General features: G+C 65.0%; 23 protein-coding genes. 16 read left to right on the top strand and 7 right to left on the bottom strand.

Annotated features, from left to right (window positions below):
- Positions 1–33: 33 nt before the first annotated feature.
- Positions 34–1,347 carry an imelysin family protein gene (locus AAG816_RS19025; RefSeq protein WP_341991249.1) on the bottom strand — a complete coding sequence of 438 codons (1,314 nt, stop codon included), beginning with the start codon at positions 1,345–1,347 and terminating at the stop codon, positions 34–36.
- Positions 1,348–1,936: 589 nt separating this feature from the next.
- Here AAG816_RS19025 and AAG816_RS19020 point away from each other — a divergent pair.
- Together AAG816_RS19020 and AAG816_RS19015 are read left to right on the top strand one after the other, a co-directional pair.
- On the top strand, positions 1,937–2,782 hold the full coding sequence (locus tag AAG816_RS19020) for an FTR1 family protein (RefSeq protein WP_341991248.1): 846 nt from the start codon (positions 1,937–1,939) through the stop codon (positions 2,780–2,782).
- 149 nt (positions 2,783–2,931) lie between these two features.
- A complete protein-coding gene (locus tag AAG816_RS19015) occupies positions 2,932–3,159 on the top strand; it encodes a zinc ribbon domain-containing protein (protein WP_341991253.1) in 228 nt (75 codons plus the stop codon).
- Between the two features lie 45 nt (positions 3,160–3,204).
- On the opposite strand, the gene AAG816_RS19010 is transcribed toward AAG816_RS19015, so the two are convergent.
- Positions 3,205–4,065: a DMT family transporter gene (locus tag AAG816_RS19010; RefSeq protein ID WP_341991247.1), complete on the bottom strand. Its 861-nt coding sequence runs from the start codon at positions 4,063–4,065 to the stop codon at positions 3,205–3,207.
- Positions 4,066–4,186: 121 nt separating this feature from the next.
- On the opposite strand from AAG816_RS19010, the gene AAG816_RS19005 reads away from it, so the two are divergent.
- Positions 4,187–5,587, top strand: coding sequence for a PLP-dependent aminotransferase family protein (locus tag AAG816_RS19005; protein ID WP_341991246.1), 1,401 nt, complete (start codon positions 4,187–4,189; stop codon positions 5,585–5,587).
- 80 nt (positions 5,588–5,667) lie between these two features.
- Here the strand turns inward: AAG816_RS19005 and AAG816_RS19000 are convergent, their stop codons facing one another.
- The 3 genes from AAG816_RS19000 to groES form a co-directional block, all read right to left on the bottom strand.
- Positions 5,668–6,384, bottom strand: coding sequence for an MgtC/SapB family protein (locus AAG816_RS19000; protein WP_341991245.1), 717 nt, complete (start codon positions 6,382–6,384; stop codon positions 5,668–5,670).
- Positions 6,385–6,562: 178 nt separating this feature from the next.
- Positions 6,563–8,191 carry a chaperonin GroEL gene (gene groL, locus AAG816_RS18995; protein WP_341991244.1) on the bottom strand — a complete coding sequence of 543 codons (1,629 nt, stop codon included), beginning with the start codon at positions 8,189–8,191 and terminating at the stop codon, positions 6,563–6,565.
- Positions 8,192–8,245: 54 nt separating this feature from the next.
- Positions 8,246–8,560 carry a co-chaperone GroES gene (groES, locus tag AAG816_RS18990; protein WP_341991252.1) on the bottom strand — a complete coding sequence of 105 codons (315 nt, stop codon included), beginning with the start codon at positions 8,558–8,560 and terminating at the stop codon, positions 8,246–8,248.
- Between the two features lie 343 nt (positions 8,561–8,903).
- On the opposite strand from groES, the gene AAG816_RS18985 reads away from it, so the two are divergent.
- From AAG816_RS18985 to AAG816_RS18950, 8 genes are all read left to right on the top strand, one after another.
- Positions 8,904–9,173, top strand: coding sequence for an usg protein (locus AAG816_RS18985; RefSeq protein ID WP_341991243.1), 270 nt, complete (start codon positions 8,904–8,906; stop codon positions 9,171–9,173).
- Between the two features lie 84 nt (positions 9,174–9,257).
- A complete protein-coding gene (locus AAG816_RS18980) occupies positions 9,258–9,875 on the top strand; it encodes an exopolysaccharide biosynthesis protein (RefSeq protein WP_341991242.1) in 618 nt (205 codons plus the stop codon).
- A gap of 82 nt (positions 9,876–9,957) precedes the next feature.
- Positions 9,958–11,037: a tRNA preQ1(34) S-adenosylmethionine ribosyltransferase-isomerase QueA gene (queA, locus tag AAG816_RS18975; RefSeq protein ID WP_341991241.1), complete on the top strand. Its 1,080-nt coding sequence runs from the start codon at positions 9,958–9,960 to the stop codon at positions 11,035–11,037.
- Complete coding sequence (tgt, locus tag AAG816_RS18970; RefSeq protein ID WP_341991240.1) at positions 11,034–12,170, top strand: tRNA guanosine(34) transglycosylase Tgt; 1,137 nt, start codon at positions 11,034–11,036, stop codon at positions 12,168–12,170. The genes queA and tgt overlap by 4 nt, the downstream gene beginning before the upstream one ends.
- Before the next feature lie 167 nt (positions 12,171–12,337).
- A complete protein-coding gene (gene folD / locus AAG816_RS18965; RefSeq protein WP_341991239.1) occupies positions 12,338–13,210 on the top strand; it encodes a bifunctional methylenetetrahydrofolate dehydrogenase/methenyltetrahydrofolate cyclohydrolase FolD in 873 nt (290 codons plus the stop codon).
- Between the two features lie 161 nt (positions 13,211–13,371).
- On the top strand, positions 13,372–13,767 hold the full coding sequence (locus AAG816_RS18960; RefSeq protein ID WP_341991238.1) for a cytochrome c family protein: 396 nt from the start codon (positions 13,372–13,374) through the stop codon (positions 13,765–13,767).
- Positions 13,768–14,024: 257 nt separating this feature from the next.
- A complete protein-coding gene (locus AAG816_RS18955) occupies positions 14,025–14,768 on the top strand; it encodes a 16S rRNA (uracil(1498)-N(3))-methyltransferase (protein WP_341991237.1) in 744 nt (247 codons plus the stop codon).
- Between the two features lie 252 nt (positions 14,769–15,020).
- Positions 15,021–16,142, top strand: a complete 1,122-nt coding sequence (locus tag AAG816_RS18950; protein ID WP_341991236.1) for a carboxylate-amine ligase — start codon at positions 15,021–15,023, stop codon at positions 16,140–16,142.
- A gap of 33 nt (positions 16,143–16,175) precedes the next feature.
- Here the strand turns inward: AAG816_RS18950 and AAG816_RS18945 are convergent, their stop codons facing one another.
- Complete coding sequence (locus tag AAG816_RS18945) at positions 16,176–17,024, bottom strand: fumarylacetoacetate hydrolase family protein (RefSeq protein ID WP_341991235.1); 849 nt, start codon at positions 17,022–17,024, stop codon at positions 16,176–16,178.
- Positions 17,025–17,256: 232 nt separating this feature from the next.
- On the opposite strand from AAG816_RS18945, the gene AAG816_RS18940 reads away from it, so the two are divergent.
- The 3 genes from AAG816_RS18940 to AAG816_RS18930 are packed head-to-tail and all read left to right on the top strand — an operon-like array spanning position 17,257 to position 20,119.
- Positions 17,257–18,063, top strand: a complete 807-nt coding sequence (locus tag AAG816_RS18940; protein WP_341991234.1) for a UDP-2,3-diacylglucosamine diphosphatase — start codon at positions 17,257–17,259, stop codon at positions 18,061–18,063.
- The gene (locus AAG816_RS18935; RefSeq protein ID WP_341991233.1) at positions 18,063–19,130 is read left to right on the top strand and encodes a glycosyltransferase family 1 protein; all 1,068 of its coding nucleotides are present in this window, start codon (positions 18,063–18,065) and stop codon (positions 19,128–19,130) included. The genes AAG816_RS18940 and AAG816_RS18935 overlap by 1 nt, the downstream gene beginning before the upstream one ends.
- The gene (locus AAG816_RS18930) at positions 19,127–20,119 is read left to right on the top strand and encodes a threonine/serine dehydratase (RefSeq protein ID WP_341991232.1); all 993 of its coding nucleotides are present in this window, start codon (positions 19,127–19,129) and stop codon (positions 20,117–20,119) included. The genes AAG816_RS18935 and AAG816_RS18930 overlap by 4 nt, the downstream gene beginning before the upstream one ends.
- A 106-nt stretch (positions 20,120–20,225) precedes the next feature.
- On the opposite strand, the gene AAG816_RS18925 is transcribed toward AAG816_RS18930, so the two are convergent.
- Positions 20,226–20,642, bottom strand: coding sequence for an outer membrane protein assembly factor BamE (locus AAG816_RS18925; protein ID WP_341991251.1), 417 nt, complete (start codon positions 20,640–20,642; stop codon positions 20,226–20,228).
- A 412-nt stretch (positions 20,643–21,054) separates the two neighbouring features.
- On the opposite strand from AAG816_RS18925, the gene AAG816_RS18920 reads away from it, so the two are divergent.
- Entirely contained in the window at positions 21,055–21,612 is a 558-nt protein-coding gene (locus AAG816_RS18920) for a ubiquinol-cytochrome C chaperone family protein (protein WP_341991231.1), read from the top strand.
- A 4-nt stretch (positions 21,613–21,616) separates the two neighbouring features.
- Positions 21,617–22,141: a DUF177 domain-containing protein gene (locus AAG816_RS18915; protein WP_341991230.1), complete on the top strand. Its 525-nt coding sequence runs from the start codon at positions 21,617–21,619 to the stop codon at positions 22,139–22,141.
- Positions 22,142–22,208 lie beyond the last annotated feature (67 nt).

The following is a 22,208-nucleotide window of genomic DNA, read 5'->3' as shown; positions in this document are numbered from 1 at the left end:
CGGCATCCCAGAGGATGCCGCGGGCCAGGCGGACTACTTCTTTTTGGCGGCGTTCGGGTTGTCCAGGCTGGCGGAGCCTTCCACCTTGATCTGGAGCTTCAGCACGGCCACGCCGCGTTCGATGGCATGGGCCTGGGCCACCAGGGCGTCGACGCCGTCCTGGATCATCTTGTTGCCCTTTGCATTTCCCTCGGCGAGCATGGCGTCGTAACGCATCTCGCCGCTGTCACCGCTGGTCTTGATGACCTTGAGAGCGGCTTCGGCCGCCTTCATCTTGTCGTCGATCTCGCTGGCGATCTTCGGATTGGCCGCGCGAACCAGATCCGCCACGGAGGGGCCACTGAACACGGTGCCGTCGTTGCGGGTGGTGCGACCGTAATAGACGTCGGTGATCCCCACTTCGTCAAAATAATGCGAGTTGTGGGTGTTGTTGGAGAAGCAGTCATGGGCTTCTTCGGGATCGTGCAGGATCAGGCCGAGCTTCATGCGCTCGCCGGCCAGTTCGCCATAGGACAGCGAGCCGATGCCGGTGAAGATGACCGCAAGGCCGGCCTTGTCCGTCTTCTTGAGCAGGGTGGCGCGGGCGGCGCCCTTCGGCCCCCAGGCCTCGGACATTTCCTTCAGATCCGCCACCAGTGTCTCGGTGGCAACCTTCAGAAACTGAGCGCGGCGATCGCAATTGCCGTTGGTGCAGGCCTTGGTATCAAAGTCGGTCCAGGGACGCTGGCCGGCCCCCTGGGCTGCCACATGCAGGTTCTGGCCCCACAGCAGGAATTCGATGGCATGCCAGCCGCTGGCCACATTGGCCTCGACACCGCCGGCGGAATTGAGCTTGTGCAGCATAGCCGGGGTGATGGTGGTGGTATCGATCGTCTTCTTGCCGATGCGGATCGACTTGTTGGCGATGATGTTGGCGGTGTAGAGCGGATTTTCGTCCGACTTGGTGCCGTAGCTTTTGGTATCGACATAGTCGATCAGGCCTTCATCCAGCGGCCAGGAATTCACATTACCTTCCCACTCGTCGACGACCTTGTTCCCAAATCGGAATGCCTCGGTCTTCGAATACGGATCGCGGGCCTTCTTCCAGGCGGCCTGAGCGGCCTTCTGGTTTTCGGCGCTGGGGGCGGCCAGGAAGGCTGCGATCGCCGTCTGCATCTCCTGCGCCGCGCCATAGGCATCCGTATACATGGCCTGGGCCAGATCGGCGTAGTGGGCAATCACGGCGCGCTGCGCCGGAGCGACCTGTGTCGCGGCCGTGGCGGTGGTCGGCTTGCTGGTCTGTGCAATGGCCGGCCCGGCCAGACCGAGCGCCAGGACGACGGTGGCGGCGGCAATATGCGCGCGCATGGATGAACACTCCTGATAAATCTTTGACTGGCACCGCAGCGGCGCTGAAGACGGCGACATGCGAAGCGATGCCCGCGCGCCCTGAGGTACCCTAGCCCCGAGCAATGCGGCACCACAAGAAGCTGCTGCGACAATGGAATTGTTCCATTCAAGCGTGTGTGTTTCCGATGTCCGGCCACAGCAGCGAGAAACTGCACATTACTCCGCCGTCGTTGGTGGCGCAGAGTCGATAATGACCAGATCGTGATTGTTATTCTGCGTCGAGATGATGCGATAGACGCACAACAACCTGACGTTACGTCCGCTTATACTTGTTGAGCCGTCATGCGCCTCCGCGGCCCGTGCTCGGCCCGCTCGCCAGCCAACGTTAAAGCAATTCCAGATTTGAGGAGTTCTAAACGTGCTTCCGTCTGGATGACAGGTCCGCAGGGCGGGTGTACCAGCAAATAACCAGTAAGCAGTGTCAGGTCATGGCCGCATGTGCGCCGTGACGTTACACCGCCTGTGCTGACTGAGCCATTCCTCGCCCGAGACGTGAGCCCGGGCCGTGCGCCTCCCGCGGGGGCGTTCAAATCGCAGGGACAGACCGATGCTGGCAGCCTTCATCATCGTGTTTCGGGAGGTCCTGGAGGCCGGCCTGATCGTCGGCGTGATGCTGGCCGCGTCCGAAGGGATCCGGGGCCGCGGCACGGTGATCGCGCTGGGGATCGCCGGCGGCATCGTGGGCAGCGGCATCGTCGCCGCCTTCGCCGAGCAGATCGCCAATCTCTTCGAAGGCTCCGGCCAGGAAATGCTGAATGCCGCCATCCTGTCGGTGGCTGTGGTCATGCTGGTGTGGACCGTGGTGTGGATGGCCAGCCACGGCCGCGAGATGGTCTCCGAAATGCGCGCGGTGGGGCGCGATGTGAAAGACGGCCGTCGTCCGCTGGCCGCGCTTGGCGTGGTCGCCGGCATGGCGGTGCTGCGCGAGGGGGTCGAAGTGGTGCTGTTCATGTACGGCATCTCGGTGAGCGGCGGCGAGTCCCCCCTGAACGTGGCGCTGGGCTTCGCTCTTGGCGTGGGCGCCGGGGCGATCGTGTCCTTCCTGCTCTATCGCGGGCTGGTGGCGATCCCCATGAAGCACCTGTTCAAGACCACCAGCGTGCTCATCGCCTTGCTGGCGGCCGGATTGGCGGCCCAGGCCGTGGGCATCCTCCAGGATGCCGGCTTCATCCAGAGCTTGGCAGACCCGCTGTGGAATTCCACATGGCTGTTGGCGGACGATAGCGCCATTGGCCGCGTGCTGCGGACCCTGGTGGGATATCGCGCCCAGCCCACGGGCATGCAGCTGATCGCCTATTTCGCCACGATCTTGGTTATTGTCGCGCTTTCTCGAACGGTAAATATGCGCCTGCAGCGCACCCGCCAAAGCCCGATCAACGCCCGCGTCGCCTGAGGCCTGCGCACCGCTCCCCCATGGCCGCCTGTCCTGGCCCGGTCTCTGCATGAGGCCGGTGATGGCTGCTCTTCCGTGTCGCGAACCGTGACTGCGAGGGACCGCCACAGGCAGCCTTGCGCAAGCAGGGCCAAGGGGAGGCCGTGATCGTGCCGCTGTTCAGCTATCATTGTGCGCAATGCGACACCGATGTCGAATTGCTGGTCCGTGGGTCCGATACCCCGGTCTGTCCCGGCTGCGGGGCGGCGAACCTGGAGCGCCTGATGTCGCGGGTGGCGCCCGGCGGCAAGAGCGCCGGCATCATCAAGTCCGCCCGTGCGCAGGCCGCCCGGGAAGGCCATCTCAGCAATTTCAGCCGCTCGGAACGCGGACGCTGAGGCGCGGCCGTTCGCCGCTGGCCCGTCCCGAGGCAGGCCGGTGGGTCATGCGAACCGCTTCGCACCCGCGACGCAGAGCACGACCAGCGCGCTGACCACGACCATCTGCCAGGCGACGGGCTCGCCGAGAAGCACGCCCGCCAGCGCCAGCCCGAAGAAGGGCTGGAGCAATTGCAACTGGCTGACACCGGCGATACCGCCCAGGGCCAGTCCGCGATACCAGAACACGAAGCCCACCAGCATGCTGAACACCGACACATAGGCGAGCCCGATCCAGGCGGGGAGGGCGATGCCGCTCCAACCATCCGGCACGGTCACGGCCGCGATGATCGCCATGGCCGGGAGCGCCAGCAGCAGTGCCCACGAAATCACCTGCCAGCCGCCGAGACGCCGCGACAGGACGGCGCCTTCCGCATAGCCCAGCCCGCACAGGACGATGGCCGCGACCATCAGCAGGTCACCGGTGAGCGAGGTGGCCCCGCCCTGCGCCAACGCAAAGCCGGCCACGGCGGCGCTGCCGATCACGGACAAGAGCCAGAACGCCGGCTTCGGCCGCTCCCCCCCGCGGATCACCCCGAAAATCGCCGTGGCCAGTGGCAACAGGCCGATAAAGACGATGGAATGCGCGGAGGTGACATGCTGGAGCGCCAGGGCCGTCAACAGCGGAAAGCCCACCACGACCCCAAGGGCGACGATGCCAAGCGAAGCCATGTCGCTGCGTGCGGGCGACCTCTGTTTCAACAGCACCAGCAACCCGGCGCCCAAAAGCGCTGCGATCACCGCCCGCGCCGAGGTCAGGAACAGCGGCGTGAACCCGCCAACCGCGACGCGAGTCGCCGGTAGCGAGCCGCTGAAAATGACCACACCGAGCAGCCCGCTGCCCCATCCGCTCGTCGCCTGCCGCATGTCGCCTCCACGTGAACGAAGGGCATACGGCATTGAACCTGGATCAAGACAGGAACACTTCCATACAGTTTCGCCGAACTGTATGGTCCAGTGTCCCCATACGGTGTGAGCGAGAGTCGCAATGCGAGAGGATGCCTCCACGCGAACAGGCGACGTGATGGAGGCCATTCGCCGCCGCATGGCCACGCGCGCCCTGACCGAAGGCGAGAAGCTGCCGTCGATCCGCAGCTTTGCCGCCACCATGGGGGTCTCGCCCTCGACGGTCGCCGAGGCCTATGACCGTCTTGCGGCCGATGGCGTCATTCGGTCCCGGCCGGGGTCTGGCTTCTACGTGGCCGGGGCCTTGCCGCCGTTGGTGCTTGCGGCGGTGGAGCCCCGCCAGGACCGGGCCATCGATCCGTTCTGGGTCTCGCGGCAGTCCCTCGATGCCGGCGCGGACTTCCTCAAGCCCGGCTGCGGCTGGCTGCCGGCTGACTGGATGCCCACCACCGCCCTGCGGCGCGCCCTGCGTGGCCTTGCCCGCGCGGACGATGCGGTGCTGACCGACTATGGCACCACCCGCGGATCGCTTGCCCTGCGCCAGATGCTCGCCCGCCAGTTCGCGGGCGAGGGAATCGATGTGGGGGTGGACCAGATCCAGCTGACCTCATCGGGGACCCGGGCCATCGATCTCGTCTGCCGCCTGTTCCTGCGACCCGGGGACACCGTGCTGGTGGATGATCCCTGCTATTTCAATTTCCAAGCGCTTCTGCGCGCCCATCAGGCGACCCTCGTGGGCGTGCCCTACACCCCAACGGGCCCCGATCCGGTTGCGTTTGCAGCGGCGCTGGCGAGCCATCGTCCCCGGCTCTACATCACCAATTCCGCGCTCCATAATCCCACCGGGGCAACGATGTCGCCGCAAACCGCCCATCGATTGCTGAATGCCGCGGCGGCGCATGATGTGACCATCATCGAGGACGATATCTTCGCGGATTTCGAGCCGGCGCCCTCGCCCCGTCTTGCGGCGCTCGATGGGCTGTCGCGGGTGATCCGGATCGGCAGCTTCTCCAAGGCACTTTCGGCGTCGGTGCGCTGCGGCTACATCGCCGCGCGTCCCGAGTGGATCGAGGGGTTGATCAACCTCCAGGTCGCCACCGAGTTCAGTGGCCCAAGCCCCATCGCCACCGAGCTGATCTCGTCCACCTTGCGCGATGGCGGCTATCGCAAGCATCTGGAGGCCCTGCGTCGGCGCTTGTCCGGGGCACGCCGGACCGCCGCGTCACGGCTGGACGCCTTGGGCATCCGGCCATGGATCCAACCGCGCGGCGGATTTTATCTGTGGTGCGCCTTGCCGGAGGGCTGTGACGCCGCCGCTGTGGCCCGTGCCGCGCTGCGCGAGAGCATCGTCCTGGCGCCCGGCAACGTGTTCAGCGTCTCGCAGACGGCGTCCGGCTTCATGCGCTTCAACGTGGCGCAGATGGAGGCTCCGATCGTCTTTACGGCTCTGGAGCGCGCGCTGACTGCGTCACGTTCGCTTTAAAGGCGGCATGCCTCATCCGAATGAGACACCGCCGGGCGCGGGGCGGTGTTCAAGGGCAGCGCATCCTGCGCCGCGCCCGCTCAGGACTGGGTGTTGGCGCTCCAGGTGGCGTGGTCCACGTCCGCATGGGCTTGCAGGCGCTCCACCACCGCGTCGAGATCGGCGCCCTCCACTTCGGTGCTGGTGAGGGTGGCGACGATTTCCACATGCTCCTCGCCCCGCTCCACCACCTCGATCTCGGCGATGGGATAGCTCGCCACCTCCAACTGAGCTTCCAGCAGGTCGCGCATCACGCCCGCATGCCCGACGGCGGTGGTGAGGCTGACCGCATAGGTCGCCTCCACGCTTTCCGCCTCGATGGGGATGCGGTTGATGGCATTGACCAGCGGCCGCAGCAGGGTGTTGCCGGCAATGACGAAGAAGGTAAGCAAGGCGGCTTCCGCCAGCCGGTCCACGCCCGCGCAGGCGCCTACGGCGGCCGAGCACCACAGGGTCGCGGCGGTGTTGAGGCCGCGGACGTTCAGCCCCTCCTTCATGATGACGCCGGCGCCGAGAAAGCCGATGCCGGAGACCACGTAGGAGATCACCCGCACCGCCTCCGCATCCCCGGCGAGGCCCTGGGCGAGATCGACGAAGCCCGCCGCACCCACCGCCACCAGGACGTTGGTGCGCAGGCCCGCGGTGCGCTGGCGATACTGCCGCTCGGCCCCGATCAGCGCGCCAAAGAGGAAGGCGGCCACATAACTGACGACGGTGTCGAGAAAGGGCAGGAGGTGGAAGGAAACGATGAACTTCATGCCGCCCGATAATCCCGCTGCGTGACCGGAAGATTACCGCCGGGCGCCGGCCTCCATGCCCCTTGCCGCGGCTTCTGGCAAGCGCGTGACCGTGGCCGCGAACAAAAAAGGGCGCCGCTTGCGCGACGCCCTTTCCTGCAAGCCCATTGTCATGAGCCTTTTCGACGTCGAAGAGACCTCAGAAGTCCATGCCGCCGCCCGGCATCTGGGGCGCAGAGCCGCCCTTCTTGGGCAGTTCGGCGATCAGGGCTTCGGTGGTGATCATGAGGCCGGCCACGGAGGCCGCATCCTGGAGCGCCGTGCGCACGACCTTGGTGGGGTCGATGATGCCCGAGGCAACCATGTCGACATATTCGCCGGTCTGGGCGTTGTAGCCGAAGTTGTAGACGTTGGACTCGAGGATCTTGCCGACCACCACGGAGCCGTCATCACCAGCGTTGGCGATGATCTGGCGGGCCGGGGTCTGGATGGCGCGACGGATGATCTCGATGCCGGTCTTCTGGTCGGGGTTTTCGGTCTTCAGGCCAACGAGCGCCTGGATCGAACGCAGCAGAGCCACGCCGCCGCCGGGGACGATGCCTTCTTCCACCGCAGCGCGGGTGGCATGGAGGGCGTCATCGACGCGATCCTTCTTTTCCTTGACTTCGATCTCGGTGGAGCCACCGACGCGGAGCACCGCGACGCCGCCGGCCAGCTTGGCCAGACGCTCCTGGAGCTTCTCGCGGTCGTAGTCCGAGGTGGTCTCCTCGATCTGCGCCTTGATCTGCGACACCCGCGCCTCGATATCGGCCTTTTCGCCCGAACCGTCGACGATGGTGGTGTTTTCCTTCTCGATGATCACCTTCTTGGCGCGGCCGAGCATGGACAGGTCCACGTTCTCGAGCTTGATGCCGAGGTCTTCCGAGATGGCCTGGCCGCCGGTCAGGATGGCGATATCCTGCAGCATCGCCTTGCGACGATCGCCGAAGCCGGGGGCCTTGACGGCTGCGACCTTGAGGCCGCCGCGCAGCTTATTGACCACCAGGGTGGCCAGAGCCTCGCCTTCCACGTCTTCGGCCACGATCACCAGGGGCTTGCCCGACTGGACGACCGCTTCGAGCACCGGCAGGAGTTCCTGCAGGTTCGAGAGCTTCTTCTCGTGGATGAGGATATAGGGGTCTTCGAACTCAACGCGCATCTTCTCGGCGTTGGTGACGAAGTAGGGCGACAGGTAGCCGCGGTCGAACTGCATGCCTTCGACCACTTCGAGCTCGGTCTCGGCGGTCTTGGCTTCCTCGACGGTGATGACACCCTCGTTGCCGACCCGCTCCATGGCTTCCGCCAGGAACTTGCCGATTTCGGCGTCGCCATTGGCGGAGATGGTGCCGACCTGGGCGATCTCGGCGTTCGAGGTCACCTTCTTGGACTTGGCGGCCAGGTCCTTGATGATGGCGTCCACGGCGAGGTCGATGCCGCGCTTCAGATCCATCGGGTTCATGCCGGCGGCAACCGCCTTGGAGCCTTCCTTGACGATCGCCTGGGCGAGCACGGTGGCGGTGGTGGTGCCATCGCCGGCCAGATCGTTGGTCTTGGAGGCAACTTCACGCACCAGCTGCGCGCCGAGGTTCTCGAACTTGTCTTCCAGTTCGATTTCCTTGGCGACGGTGACGCCGTCCTTGGTGATGCGCGGAGCGCCGAAGCTCTTCTCGATCACCACGTTGCGGCCCTTGGGGCCGAGAGTGACCTTTACGGCGTTGGCGAGAATGTCGACGCCGCGGAGCATCTTCTCACGCGCATCGCCGGCAAATTTAACTTCCTTGGCAGCCATGTGGCTCTTCCTTCAGTTATTTCGATGTTCACGAATGGAGCGCAGGGCGCGCGATCACGCGGCCTTCTTGGCTGCGGAAACGCCTTCGACAACGCCGAGGATGTCGCTCTCCTTCATGATGAGCAGATCCTGGCCGTCCACCTTCACTTCGGTGCCGGACCACTTGCCGAACAGCACGCGATCGCCAGCCTTCACGTCCAGAGCGACCAGATCGCCCTTGTCGTTCCGCACACCGGGGCCGACGGCGACGACTTCGCCTTCCTGCGGCTTTTCCTTGACGGTGTCGGGGATGATGATGCCGCCGGCAGTCTTCTGCTCAGCTTCGATGCGCTTCACGACCACGCGGTCGTGCAGAGGGCGGAAACCCATCGGGAACCTCCATTTTTGCTTGATTGAGCACCAGTCCATGGTGTCGGAGCCCGGATCATCACCGCCGTATAGACGTGCGCCATCCAAGCCCCTCCTGCCATCTAAGGGTCCATGGGGCCGGTCACAAGGGGAGGGAGATAAAAAATTGGCACTCTCGATAAGGGAGTGCCAAAGCGCCGGAAACGCCGGGACGGGACCAGGGCAGGAGTTGTTAGCAGTCGCGATCCATCGCTGCTAACGATCTGAATTTACTCAGATAAACCATTCTTTAGGCTTGCTCCGCGCAAGCTTGGTAGCCGACAATCCTTTTGACCGTTCCAAGGCTCATACGGAGGTGTCACTCATGGTGTCGTCCGATTTTGCCAAGCAGATGGCCGGCTACGGGCTCGTCACAGCCCACATTCTGTATCGTTTGCCAGATCATCCCAGTTTTCTCCAGAGCTATATCTGGCAGGAATACGATATATCGCCGCGCTTTCCGCAGCTGAACAAGTTTCTGGAGTTCTGGCAGCGGGAACTGGACGGTCCCTTGCATGAAGTGACGGTGGTTCATCAGAGCCTGATCAAGCCGGCGGAACTGCGGCATGTGGGCGGGGTGTTCCTGCTTCACTGAAACGCCTTGCGCAGTGTCGGGGCGGACTGTCATGCACAGGGCGCCCTGACACCGCCGCTTTATCGATGTTAAAGAAGGGCCGTCATGATCGAGGCCCCGTTGGACCATCGCACTCCCCGCACGTCTGAACTACTCGCCGCCGTCCTTGCCGCCCATACCGAGCCACGCGTGGCGGTGGGCGATCTCATTGATGCGCTCCGCAATCGTGCATTCGGCATTACGTTCCTGCTGTTCGGCATCCCCAACTGTCTGCCGATGCCGCCTGGCATCCCAGTCATTTGCGGCATCATCCTCGGCCTGATCGGCCTGCAGATGGCCTTGGGGCGCCAGGAGCTTTGGCTACCGCAGTCCATCGCCAAGCGCACGTTCTCGCGCTCCATCCTGGAGACCATCGTCAGCCGCTCCAGTTCCTGGATCCAATGGTTCGAGCGCTGGTCGCGGCCGCGCCTGGAGGTGTTCGCCGGCCCCACGGCCCGCCGGGTGGTGGGCGCCATGGTGGTGTTGCTGGGCTTCGTGCTGCTGCTGCCGATTCCTTTTCTGGGCAATCTGCCGCCCGGTATCGCGGTCTGTATTTTCGGGCTTGGGCTGGTGGAGCGCGACGGCGCGGTGATCCTGGCGGGCTTCTTTGCCACCGCCCTGGGAACGCTGATCACCGCCGGCATGACCTGGGCCATCTGGCAGGGCGCGATCGCCATCTTCTGAACCGGCTTTGCATCAGGCTTCCCTGACGCCGCAATCGTCCTTAAGAGGCGGGCCGCCGCACGTGCGGTGACGTTGAGGTTCCATGCGCGTTGACGCTTTCGATTTCCATCTGCCACCGGAGCAGATCGCGCTGCGGCCCGCCCAGCCGCGCGAAAGCGCCCGGCTGTTGATTGTGCAGCCCGGGGCTGCCGTCGAGTTGCGGGACGCTCATGTGGCGGATCTGCCCGGGTTCCTGCGCCCCGGCGACGCTGTGGTGGTGAATGACACCAAAGTGATCCCCGCCCGCCTGAACGGCACCCGTGCCCGCACCGGCGGCGTCACCGTTGCTTTTGAGGCGACCCTGATCCGCCGCCTGAGCGCCGATAGCTGGGCGGCATTCGCCAAGCCGGCCAAACGCTTGGCCCCGGGGGACCGGGTGCGCTTTGCCGGAGGCGGGCAGGGGGAAGATGGCCTGGAGGCCACCGTCACGGCGAAAACCGAGAGCGGCGAGGTCCATTTCGCCTTCGACCTGGCGGGACGCGATCTAGACGCTGCGATCGATGCCATCGGCCACATGCCGCTGCCGCCCTATATCGCCGCCCGACGGCCCGAGGATGCGCAGGACAGGGCCGACTACCAGCCGGTGTTCGCCCGCGTGGAAGGCTCCGTCGCCGCTCCCACGGCCAGTCTGCACTTCACGCCGGAGCTGCTGGCCCGCATCGCAGCGGTTGGCGTCGCCATCCACACGGTCACCTTGCATGTGGGCGCCGGCACCTTCCTGCCGGTGAAGGCCGAGGACACCGCCGACCATCGCATGCATGGCGAATGGGGCGAAGTCACCGCTGAAACCGCCGAGGCGCTGAATGCGGTTCGTGCCCGCGGCGGCCGGATCATCACCATCGGTTCCACCGCGACCCGCCTGATCGAGAGCGCCGCCGCGCCGGACGGGCGGATCGGCCCGTTCCTGGGCGAGACCGACATCTTCATGACGCCCGGCTACGCCTTCCGCGCCGTGGACGCCATCCTCACCAATTTCCACCTGCCCAAATCGACGTTGGTGATGCTGGTGGCCGCCTTTGTGGGGCACGAGGTGCAGAAGCGCGCCTATGCCCATGCCATCGCAGCCGGCTATCGCTTCTATTCCTATGGCGACGCCTGCCTGCTATTGCCCCCTTCCAGATGACTGACACATTCTCATTCCAGCTCCACGCCACCGATGGCGCCGCCCGTACGGGCCTCATCTCCACCCCCCGCGGGGAGATCCGTACCCCCGCCTTCATGCCGGTGGGCACAGCCGCCACGGTGAAGGGCATGTATCCCGAGCAGGTGCGCGCCACCGGCGCCGATGTCCTGCTGGGAAACACCTACCATCTGATGCTGCGCCCCGGCGCCGAGCGGGTGGCGGAACTGGGCGGCCTGCATCGCTTCATGAATTGGGAACGGCCGATCCTCACGGATTCCGGCGGATTCCAGGTCATGTCCCTGTCCGGCCTGCGCAAGCTGGACGAAAGCGGTGTCACGTTCCGCTCCCATGTAGACGGGGCCATGCATGAGATGAGCCCGGAGCGCTCGGTGGAGATCCAGGGGCTCTTGGGCGCCGACATCCAGATGCAGTTGGATGAATGCGTGCGCCTGCCCTGCACCGATGAGGAGGCCGAGCGCGCCATGCGCCTGTCGCTGCGCTGGGCGGAGCGCTCCAAGCGCGCGTTCGAGGCGCAGCCGAAGGGGCGGGCGCTGTTCGGCATCGTCCAGGGCGGCGCGGTGCCGCGCTTGCGGGTGGCCTCTGCCCAGGGCCTCGCGGATCTGGATTTTCCCGGTTATTCCATCGGCGGCCTTGCGGTTGGCGAGCCGCAGGAGGTCATGTTGGCCATGATCGAGACGGTGGAGCCGCATTTGCCGGCGGCAAAGCCGCGCTATCTCATGGGGGTCGGCACGCCGGACGATCTGGTGGAGGCGGTGTCCCGTGGCATCGACATGTTCGATTGTGTCATGCCCACCCGCTCCGGCCGCCATGCCCTGGCCTTCACCCGGTTCGGCAAGATCAATCTGAAGAACGCGCGTCATCAGAATGACCCGCGCCCCCTGGACGAGACCAGCGACTGCCCCGCACTGCGCGACTATTCCCGCGCCTATCTGCACCATCTCATCCGCTGCGAGGAGATGCTGGGCTCGATGCTGCTTACCTGGGCCAACCTGCATTATTATCAGGATTTGATGCGCGGCATGCGCGCGGCGATTGCCGCCGGCACCTTCGCGGACTTCAAGGCCGCCACGAAGGAGGGCTGGGCGCAGGGCGATATTCCGGCTCGGCCCTGACCCTGGCCTCACCGCAGACAAAAAGTTTCTCTTGAAGAAACTTTTTGTCTCTGCAATTGATCTGAAAGCCGTCGCATCGTCGCATGCGGTCTATATGTCTTGCGCCGGTCCTCCGTGCTGCACAGAACACCGCCCATGCTCCGCCGCCCACTTCGAAGGATCTCTCCGTGATCGAAACCAAGCCCATTGACGGAAAAGCCTTTGCCGCGGGCCTGCGTGCCCGCATCGCCGAACAGGTTGCGACGCTGGTGCGCGACCATGGCGTGACGCCGGGACTGGCGGTGGTTCTGGTGGGCGAAGACCCCGCCAGCCAGGTCTATGTGCGCAACAAGGCCGCCCAGACCGCCGAGGCGGGCATGGCCTCCTTCGAGCACAAATTGCCGGTGGAGACATCGGAAGCCGATCTCCTGGCGCTGGTGGCGAAATTGAACGCCGATCCCGCCGTCCACGGCATCCTGGTGCAATTGCCGCTGCCGGCGCACATGGATGCGAACAAGGTGATTGCGGCGCTCGATCCCGCCAAGGACGTGGATGGGTTCCATGTGGTCAATGCTGGCCGGCTCGCGGTCGGCCTCGAAGCCCTGGTGCCGTGTACGCCGCTGGGGTGCGTGATGCTGCTGAAGCACCATCTGGGGACGCTGGCAGGGCTTAAGGCGGTGGTGGTGGGGCGCTCCAACATCGTCGGCAAGCCGGCTGCGCAATTGCTGCTGCGTGAGGATTGCACGGTGACCATCGCCCATTCCCGCACCCGCGACCTTCCGGGCACCTGCCGGGAGGCCGATATCCTGATTGCCGCCGTGGGCCGCCCGGAAATGGTGCGTGGCGACTGGATCAAGCCGGGCGCGACGGTGATCGACGTCGGCATTAACCGGATCGCCAAGCCGGACGGAAAGACACGTCTCGTGGGCGATGTGGCCTATGACGAGGCCCAGGGGATCGCCGGCCTGATCACACCCGTGCCCGGCGGCGTTGGCCCCATGACCATCGCCTGTCTGTTGCAAAACACGCTCACCGCGGCGCGCCGCCAGGCCGGTCTTTAGACGCCGAGTTGGACGCGGTGCCGCAGGACGCCGCGTCGCGGCGTCCTTTTGCCCCAAGGTTCAGCGCGGCCCCGCGCTTGGAAACGCTCCAGGGAAGCCCATATTCTGAGCTGGACCATCGATCTGCCGGAAAGTGCAGAACGGCCCAGAAGGACCCGCTCATGAAATACGTTATGCTTGCAGTTCTCGCTCTGGCTGCCTCCACGGTCGCAGCCTCCGCTGATCCCGATGTGGCCAAGGGCGAGCAGTCCTTCAAAAAATGCCTGATCTGCCATGCGGTTGGCCCTGACGCCAAGCCGAAGGTCGGTCCCCCGCTCAACGGCATCGTCGGTGCGAAATGGGCGCATTACGACGGCTATTCCTATTCCGAGGACATCAAGGCCGGCGCAGCGGCCGGGAAGGTGTGGGATGCCGCGGCGCTCGACAGCTACCTCACAAACCCGAAAGTTCTGGTTCCCAAGGGCAAAATGGCCTTCGCCGGCATCAAGAACGAGGCCGAGCGCGCCGACCTGATTGCGTATTTGTCGCAGTTCAATGCGGACGGATCCAAGAAGTAGCGCCCCCGAACCGGAGGCTTCACCCATTCGGGTGATGCGCCCCTGGGCGTTCTGTGCAAGCTGTAGGTGCCGGTCAGGCGCGAGACCGCTAGGGGGCGGTCTTCGGGGCGGTGCTTTTGAGTGCCGCCCCCAGCTCCGCAGCCATTCCATGAATGATCCCGCTTCGGCGTTCCCCGCACCGGCCGCCCGCCCCAGAGGCCACAGGGGTCTTGTCTTGCGTCGCCCGCCGTGGTGAGGCTCCCGCATGGGAGTAAGCGATGCCTGATCATGATTTTCGCAGCCAGCGGCTGTTTGTTCCGCAGGATCTGGCGGAGGGCCAAGTCCTGGTGTTGGCCGCGGAGCAGGCCCATTACATCGCCAATGTGATCCGACTGCCCGTGGGCGGGGCACTGCTCCTGTTCAACGGCCGGGATGGCGAGTGGCAGGCCCGCCGCGTCGATGGCGGCAAGCGCGAGGTGCGCCTGGAAATCGGCGCCCAGACCCGTACGCAACCCGCGCCATTGACGCTCACCTATGCCTTCGCCCCGCTCAAGCATGCCCGCCTCGACTACATGGTTCAGAAAGCCGTGGAGATGGGGGCAGGGGTGCTGGCACCGGTGCTGACCCAGCATACCCAGGTGTCGCGGATCAATGGCGAGCGCATGATGGCCAATGCCATCGAGGCCGCCGAGCAATGCGGGATTCTCAGCGTCGCCGAGGTTCGCCAGCCGATGGCCTTGGCGGCCTTCCTGACGGCGCTTCCCCCTGGACACGCACTGGTCTTTTGCGATGAGGCAGCGCCATTGGCAGATCCGCTTCAGGCGCTCGCGCCGCTTGCCGGGCAGCCAATCACCCTGCTGATTGGCCCGGAGGGTGGCTTCTCGTCCGACGAGCGCAAGCTTCTGCTGCGGGATCCCCGTGTGGTGGCGATCGCCCTCGGACCCCGCATTCTTCGCGCCGATACGGCGGCCGTGGCCGCATTGGCGGTGGTGCAGGCGGTATGTGGGGACTGGCGGCAATAGTGCGAAGAAACGCGCGCCGTGCGAAAATGTTCCGCGCCGGTGTCCGCTTGTCTCTAAATAAGTGTTGATGAAATCGGTCCGCCTGATTTTCGTCTGTTCTGCCAGAGAGATGCGGTTTTGATTGGCATTGGTGAAAGTCCATAGGGCTGTCCTTGCCCCATTGCTGACCGATTTCCGCTCATCCTCGCGCAACCCGGCAGCAGCCCTCAGCGTTACCTGAGCACGGGGTCGTCGTCGGTCGGGAGGGTGGACATGTCAGGACAATATCGCTTCGGCATCGAAGAGGAGTTTTTCGTTGTCGACGCTGCCACCCATGCGGTCCAGCGCCGGATGCCCGCGGGGTTTTTCGAGCATTTGCGCGAGCAGCTCGGCGAGTCGGTGACGGTCGAGTTGCTCCAGTCTCAACTGGAAATCGCTACCGCACCGGCAACCGAGGTGGGGGACGCGCTTCAGGAACTGCGCGACCTGCGCTATCGGGCTGGTCGGGTTGCTGCCTCCCATGGTCTTGGCTTCATCGCTGCCGGAACGCATCCGACCGCGAACTGGGACAGCGTGCGCGCCACCAAGGCCAACCGCTATGATGGTCTGATGCAGGACTTGCAGATGATCGGCGAACGCAACATGGTGTGCGGCCTGCATGTGCATGTGGAACTGCCCGATCCGGACCAGCGTGTGGACGTGATGCGGCGCATCCTGCCCTATCTGCCGCACTTCATTGCTTTGGCCACGTCGTCCCCGTTCTGGGGCTCCAAACAGACCGGGCTGATGGGCTATCGCCTTGCGGCCTATGACGAACTCCCGCGCACGGGCCTGCCGGAGCTGTTCGAGGACAATGCTGCATACCAGCAATATGTGGACGCGCTGGTCGGGGCCAGGGCCATCACCGATTCCAGCTATGTCTGGTGGGCGATCCGCCCGTCACAGAAGCACCCGACCCTGGAACTGCGGGCGCCAGACGCCTGCACCCGGGTGGAAGACGCCGTGGCGATCGCCGCTTTGTATCGGTCGTTGGTCCGCTATCTGGTGCGCAATCCCGGCCATAACGCTGCCGTGGGCGGCGTTCACCGCGCCATTGCCGTTGAGAACAAATGGCGCGCCCAGCGCTACGGCATCCACGGATCGTTCGTGGATCTCGAGTCGCAACAGGCCATATCCGTCCGCGATGCGGTCGAGGCGCTGATTTCCCTGGTGGCGGATGATGCGGATGCCTTGGGATGCCTCGATGCCCTTTTGCATCTGCGCACCATCGCCGATGCGGGCACCAGTGCGGACATGCAACTGGCGGTGTTTCAGGAGGCACACCACCGCACCGGGAACAAAGGCGAGGCCTTGCAGGCGGTCCAGAACTGGCTCGCCCACACCACGCTGCAATAACGGCGGCGACCCCCAAGGATCGCCGCCGGCCTGTCAGAGCTTGAACGGCACCACGGTCTGGCGCTGTTCGCCCATGCCGTCGATGCCAAGGCGCATCACGTCGCCCGCCTTCAGGAACCGGGGCGGCTTGAAGCCGAGGCCCACGCCGGGCGGGGTGCCGGTGGTGATGATGTCACCGGGATCCAGGACCATGAACTGGCTGATGTAGGACACCAGGACCGCGACGCCGAAGATCATGGTCTTGGTGGAGCCGTTCTGGACCTTCTCACCGTTCACTTCCAGCCACATCCCGAGGTTGGTGGTGTCAGGAATCTCGTCGGTCGTGACCAAATAGGGTCCGAGCGGCCCGAAGGTTTCGCTGCCCTTACCCTTGGTCCACTGGCCGGCGCGCTCGATCTGGAAATGCCGTTCGGAGACGTCATTGCAGATGGTGTAACCGGCCACATGCTTCAGCGCATCGGCCTCGTCCACATAGCGGGCGCGGGCGCCGATGACGATGACCAGTTCCACCTCCCAATCGAGCTTCAGCGAGCCCTTGGGAATCATCACGTCGTCGTTCGGCCCGACCACGCAATTGGGGGCCTTGTTGAACAGGACTGGCTCTTCGGGAATGGGATTGTTGGTTTCAGCCGCGTGGTCGGCATAGTTCAGCCCGACGGCGATGAAATTGCCCGGCCGCGCCACGCACGAACCCAGGCGCACCCCTTCGGGGGCGAGGGGCAGGCTGGTGGGATCGATGGCCGCAATGCGCGCCAGTCCCGCCGGGGTCAACACCTCTCCCGCAATGTCCGGGACATGAGCGGAGAGATCGCGAATCTTCCCGCTTGAATCGATTAGACCCGGCTTTTCGTGGCCGGCGGCGCCGAAGCGGACGAGCTTCATGGACTTCTCTCCCTGGGAATTATGCCGCAGTAGCCTTCGGCCCCTGCGGGTGGGGCAAGCTGGCGCGGGCGGGCGAAATGGTCAATGGTGCATGGGCTTGCCGTCGCGCCGGGCGCATCGCGGCAGGTGCGTTCGATCCTGCCGTTCGCAGTTGCGTCATAAAATGGATACACGACTCCGGCTAAGTCCGGCATCATGCTATCCGATAGCATATCCGGACGAGGCCATCCGCGTGAGCGACAGCCCTGAAGAACGCCGGTTCCGCGCTTTGTTCATCTCCGATGTCCATCTTGGGACAAAGGGATGTCAGGCGGATCTATTTATTGATTTTCTCAAGTACCATGATGCCGACACGATCTATCTGGTCGGCGACATCGTGGACGGGTGGCGGCTGCGCTCGTCGTGGTACTGGCCGCAGAAGCACAATGACGTGGTCCAGAAGCTGCTCCGCAAGGGCCGCAAGGGCGCGCGCATCGTGTATCTGCCGGGCAATCACGACGAGTTCCTGCGCGACTATTACGGCACGCATTTCGGCGGCATCGAGGTGGTGGAAACCGCCATCCATGAAGCTGCCGACGGCAAGAAATATCTCGTCATCCACGGCGACGTGTTCGACGTGGTGGTGCGACATGCCAAGTGGTTGGCATTCCTCGGGGATGGCGCTTATTCGCTGGCCCTGACGGTCAACACCTACGTCAACCTCGTGCGCCGCAAGCTTGGTCTCACCTATTGGTCGCTCAGCCAATGGGCCAAGCTGAAGGTGAAGAACGCCGTCAATTATATCGGCAAGTTCGAAGAAGCGGTGGCGGACGAAGCCAAGCGCCACAAGGTGGACGGTGTGGTTTGCGGCCATATCCACCATGCGGTGATCCACGATCAATTCGGTGTCCGCTACGTCAATTGTGGCGACTGGGTGGAAAGCTGTACCGCCGTGGCCGAGATGGACGACGGACGGCTTGAGATCATCTATTGGGCCAAGCAGGTGCGGGCGGCGGAGCAGGGCACGCCGGCCATCGAGGGAGCGCGCGCGGCGGCCTGATGCGGGTTTTGGTGGCGACGGATGCCTGGCATCCGCAAATCAATGGCGTCGTGCGCTCCCTGGAGCACACGGCGCGGGAAGCGGCCAATCTGGGCGCGGAGCTGGAATTCCTGACGCCGCAAGGCTTTAGGACCATTCCGCTGCCGTCCTATGGCGAGATCCGGCTGTCGCTGGCGACGCCGGGCATGATCATGCGGCGGATCGAAGCCATCAAGCCGGACTTCGTCCATGTGGCCACCGAGGGGCCCATCGGCATCCTGGTGCGGCGCGCCTGCATCGCGTCAAAACGCACGTTTACGACGTCATACCACACGAAGTTCCCCGAATATTTGTCCGCGCGGATGCCTGTTCCCGAGCGTGTGACATATGCGTGGCTGCGCAGCTTCCACAATGCCGGCGGCGGGGTGATGGTCTCCACCAATACCCTGGAGCGCGACCTCGACCAGCGCGGCTTCAAGCGCCTGATGCGCTGGACCCGGGGCGTGGACGCCGAGCTGTTCCGACCGCGCCCGGAGGCCAAGCTCGATCTTCCCGGCCCGATCTTCCTGTTCGTGGGGCGGGTGGCGGTGGAGAAGAATATCGAGGCCTTCCTGGCCCTGGACCTGCCGGGGTCCAAAGTGGTGGTGGGCGGCGGGCCGGCCCTGGCCAGCCTGAAGGCGCGCTACCCCGATGCCCATTTTCTCGGTCCCCTGGAGGGGGAGGCGCTGGCCACCGTCTATGCCGCCAGCAATGTGTTCGTCTTCCCCAGCCGCACCGACACCTATGGTATCGTGCTGCTGGAGGCGCTGGCCTCCGGGGTTCCCGTGGCGGCCTATCCGGTGACCGGTCCGCTGGATGTGATCGGCGAGGAGAATGGCGTGGTGGGGGTGCTCGACGAGGATCTGCGCACCGCCTGCCTCAAGGCGCTGGACCTCTCCCCCAAGGCGGCGCGGGACTTTGCGTTGCGCCACTCCTGGCGGGAAAGCGCGCGGCAGTTCCTGGACAATGTGCTGATCGCCCATGACATCGGCCCGATCGCGCGACGGTATCGCCTGTTGCGCCGGCCTCGGATAATGTCGCGGGCATGAACGCGCAGACCCCCTCGATTCCCACCGCCGCCGATGTGGATGCCGCTGCCGAACGCCTGAAGGGCGTGGCCGTGCGCACCCCGTTGGTATTCTCCCCCATCCTCAGCGAGCTGACCGGTGGGCGCATCTTCATCAAGCCGGAGACGCTTCAGCGCACCGGCTCGTTCAAGTTCCGCGGTGCCTATAACCGCATGGTGCAGATCGCGCCGGAGCAACGGGCGGCGGGCGTCGTGGCCTGCTCCTCGGGCAACCATGCCCAGGGGGTCGCCGCCGCGGCCAAGCTGCTGGGCATGCCTGCGATCATCGTCATGCCCAACGATGCGCCAGCCCTGAAGCGCGCGCGGACCATCGCCCTCGGCGCCGAAGTGGTGGGCTACGACCGGGTCACGGAAGACCGGGACGCCATAGCCGCCGCCATTGCCGCGCGCAACGGCGCCATCCTGGTGCCCCCTTATGACGATCCCCACGTGATCGCCGGGCAGGGCACCGTCGGCCGTGAGATCGTGGAAGACCTGGTGGCGCTCGGCCTGGATCTGGATGTGGTTTCCGCCAATGCCTCCGGCGGCGGCCTCATGGCCGGCATCTCGCTGGCGGTGAAAGCGCGCTTCCCCAACGCCCAGCCCATCGTCGCCGAGCCGGCGGACTTCGACGACCATGCCCGCTCGTTCGTCAGCGGCGTGCGCGAGCGCAATGCCGCCCCCTCCGGCTCGTTCTGCGATGCGCTGCTGGCACCGACTCCGGGGGCGATCACCTTCGAGGTCAACCGCCTGCTGACCGGCGGGGCCGTCTCCGCCAGCGATGCGGAAGTGGCCGCGGCGGTCGCGTTCGCCTTCCTGGAATTGAAGCTGGTGGTCGAGCCCGGCGGCGCGGTGGCGCTGGCGGCCCTGCTGCAGGGACGGATTGCGGCCAAGGACAAGACCGTGGTGATCGTCCTGTCCGGCGGCAATGTGGAGCCCGAGACCTATCTGGCCTGCCTGAAGACCCTGTGATCCGGCTTGTCGGCGGGGCGCTCGCGCCCCGCCCTGACGGACCACTGGCCCGTCCGGCGCCTTGAGGGGACGGTGCCGCCCGTTGAACCGGGCCGCACCGCGTACCTCAGCGGCCGATGGCCGGTCCCGCGGAAAAGTCCGTGGCCGAAATGATCTGTTTCAGCACGCTGAGCTCCTCGCCGCTGGTCGGCGTGGTTTGCGTGACGAAATCGAACACTTTCCCGTCCTTCAACCCGTAGTTGGCGATGCGGGTGACGCGGCGGTCCTTGCCGAAATAGACCGCAAGAACGCGCTGGTCCGTCACCTCGGGCTTGAGGAACGCCACCCGCTTTTCGGTCTGCGAGATGTAATAGAAGGTATCGCCGCTCACGGTGGAGACCGTGGAGGGGGTTCCCAGCACCAGAAGCGCCTGCTCCTGGCTGGAGCCGACCGGCACCTGTTCAAGGGCGCCTTCACTCAGCACATAGCCCCTCTGGTAGGTGCGCACGATGCCGCTGACGCTGGTGCCACTGCCACCGGGGATGTTTGCGCATCCCGCCAGCGTCGTCGCGGCCAAAGCCAGAGCCAAAGCTGCGCGGGGGCGGCGCGCCGCCCCGTGGCTGAAGGCAAACCTTTTTGCAGACCGTCCTGGTGCCACGCTGTTCCCCTCGGTTCCAGCCACTGCCCTGGAGCCTTATCCGATCAGGTGTACCAACCTGATCGGATAAGGCTCCATTGAATTGATAGAGAACGTTCGACCCATCCGGTTGCGACGCAATCCGATCGTAACGTGCCCTTGCGAATCGCCCTGGTGCTTCCCCCGGCGGCCCGCGCATCCGTCGTCCTTATCACGTCGCGCCAGCGAGGCACCCTTGCCAGGGCGCCCGTCGCAGGCTACGCCGCTGGTCGATCCCCGCGTCAGGTATCACGGCCGACGCACAGACCCGCAAAACATCATGCTGAAACTGTTCCGTCGATCAAAGACGCGCGAGACCATTGAGCGGCTGTATGGCGCGATCGTGGCGCAGGCGCGGCAGCCGGCGTTCTACACCGAGTTCTCCGTGCCGGATACGGTGGAAGGGCGGTTGGAATTGCTCATGCTGCACATCTTTCTGGTCTGCCGTCGCCTCAAGGGCGAGGCCGAGGAGGGGCGTGCCGTCTCCCAGGAGGTGTTCGACGCCTTCCTCGACGACATGGATCGCACCATGCGGGAGATGGGGATTGGCGACTTGTCCGTCCCCAAGAAGATGAAGAAGATCGGCCAGGGCTTCTATGATCGTACCGCCGCTTATGACGCGGCGCTGGCAAAGCCCGGCGAGGATTTGTCTGAGGCCTTGGCCCGGAACATCTTCGCCCGCTATGAAGGGGCATCTGCCCCGCAGGGGGCGCCCGTGGCGACCGACGCGCTGGCCGCCTATGTCAGGGCGACGGCGGCAGCCCTTGCTACAACACCTACCGCGGATTTCGCGCGCGGTGAGGTGACGTTTCCCGCGTTGTTCGCCGAGGAGAAGTGAGGCCGTGTCTGACCTGCCTTATTCCCATGTGATTTCCGTGGCGGATCTTCCCGCCCACGGGCTGGATCTGAAGTTCGCGCCGGGGCCCGAGATTTGGGCCGCGCTGGCGCGGCATTTGAATGTGCCCCAGGTTGATGCCCTGACCGCCCATCTGCATGTGGCGCCCGAGCGCTCCGATGGCGCCCATGTCACCGGGGAGGTACGCGGGCGCGTCAGCCAGATCTCCGTGGTGTCGCTGGAATCGTTCGAGACCGATGTGGTGGAGCCCGTGGACGTGCGATTCGCCTCGGCGGAGACCATCGCCCGCATCATCGCCAATGCCCCCGAGGACAGCGATATCGATCCGCCCGATCTCATTGTGGATGGTGGGATCGATCTTGGCCTGCTGATCACCGAATTCCTGGCGCTGGGCCTTGATCCCTATCCCCGCAAGCCGGGTGAGGTGTTCGAGCCCTACGAAGAGAGCGTGGAAACAGACGCGCCGGTGTCGCCTTTTGCCGCTCTGGCGCGGCTGAAGGATCCCACTTGAGACCCGTGCGCAGTTGCGATGGCGCGGTGAGCGGCTATTGTCCGGCGGCCGACGCGAACATCATCCC

This window comes from Azorhizobium sp. AG788 (assembly GCF_943371865.1).
In the GTDB taxonomy this organism is placed as follows: domain Bacteria; phylum Pseudomonadota; class Alphaproteobacteria; order Rhizobiales; family Xanthobacteraceae; genus Azorhizobium.
Note: the sequence above shows the minus strand (reverse complement) of the source record. Positions and strands in the feature narration are given on the sequence as shown.

Coding starts and splice junctions, on each gene's coding strand:
- AAG816_RS18930 (WP_341991232.1), top strand. CDS start 19,127: ATGAACGCGCAGACCCCCTCGATTCCCACCGCCGCCGATGTGGATGCC.
- tgt (WP_341991240.1), top strand. CDS start 11,034: ATGACTGACACATTCTCATTCCAGCTCCACGCCACCGATGGCGCCGCC.
- groL (WP_341991244.1), bottom strand. CDS start 8,191: ATGGCTGCCAAGGAAGTTAAATTTGCCGGCGATGCGCGTGAGAAGATG.
- AAG816_RS18955 (WP_341991237.1), top strand. CDS start 14,025: ATGCCTGATCATGATTTTCGCAGCCAGCGGCTGTTTGTTCCGCAGGAT.
- AAG816_RS19005 (WP_341991246.1), top strand. CDS start 4,187: ATGCGAGAGGATGCCTCCACGCGAACAGGCGACGTGATGGAGGCCATT.
- AAG816_RS18985 (WP_341991243.1), top strand. CDS start 8,904: ATGGTGTCGTCCGATTTTGCCAAGCAGATGGCCGGCTACGGGCTCGTC.
- AAG816_RS19020 (WP_341991248.1), top strand. CDS start 1,937: ATGCTGGCAGCCTTCATCATCGTGTTTCGGGAGGTCCTGGAGGCCGGC.
- AAG816_RS18920 (WP_341991231.1), top strand. CDS start 21,055: ATGCTGAAACTGTTCCGTCGATCAAAGACGCGCGAGACCATTGAGCGG.
- AAG816_RS18960 (WP_341991238.1), top strand. CDS start 13,372: ATGAAATACGTTATGCTTGCAGTTCTCGCTCTGGCTGCCTCCACGGTC.
- AAG816_RS19010 (WP_341991247.1), bottom strand. CDS start 4,065: ATGCGGCAGGCGACGAGCGGATGGGGCAGCGGGCTGCTCGGTGTGGTC.
- AAG816_RS18950 (WP_341991236.1), top strand. CDS start 15,021: ATGTCAGGACAATATCGCTTCGGCATCGAAGAGGAGTTTTTCGTTGTC.
- groES (WP_341991252.1), bottom strand. CDS start 8,560: ATGGGTTTCCGCCCTCTGCACGACCGCGTGGTCGTGAAGCGCATCGAA.
- AAG816_RS18980 (WP_341991242.1), top strand. CDS start 9,258: ATGATCGAGGCCCCGTTGGACCATCGCACTCCCCGCACGTCTGAACTA.
- queA (WP_341991241.1), top strand. CDS start 9,958: ATGCGCGTTGACGCTTTCGATTTCCATCTGCCACCGGAGCAGATCGCG.
- AAG816_RS18945 (WP_341991235.1), bottom strand. CDS start 17,024: ATGAAGCTCGTCCGCTTCGGCGCCGCCGGCCACGAAAAGCCGGGTCTA.
- AAG816_RS19000 (WP_341991245.1), bottom strand. CDS start 6,384: ATGAAGTTCATCGTTTCCTTCCACCTCCTGCCCTTTCTCGACACCGTC.
- AAG816_RS18935 (WP_341991233.1), top strand. CDS start 18,063: ATGCGGGTTTTGGTGGCGACGGATGCCTGGCATCCGCAAATCAATGGC.
- AAG816_RS19025 (WP_341991249.1), bottom strand. CDS start 1,347: ATGCGCGCGCATATTGCCGCCGCCACCGTCGTCCTGGCGCTCGGTCTG.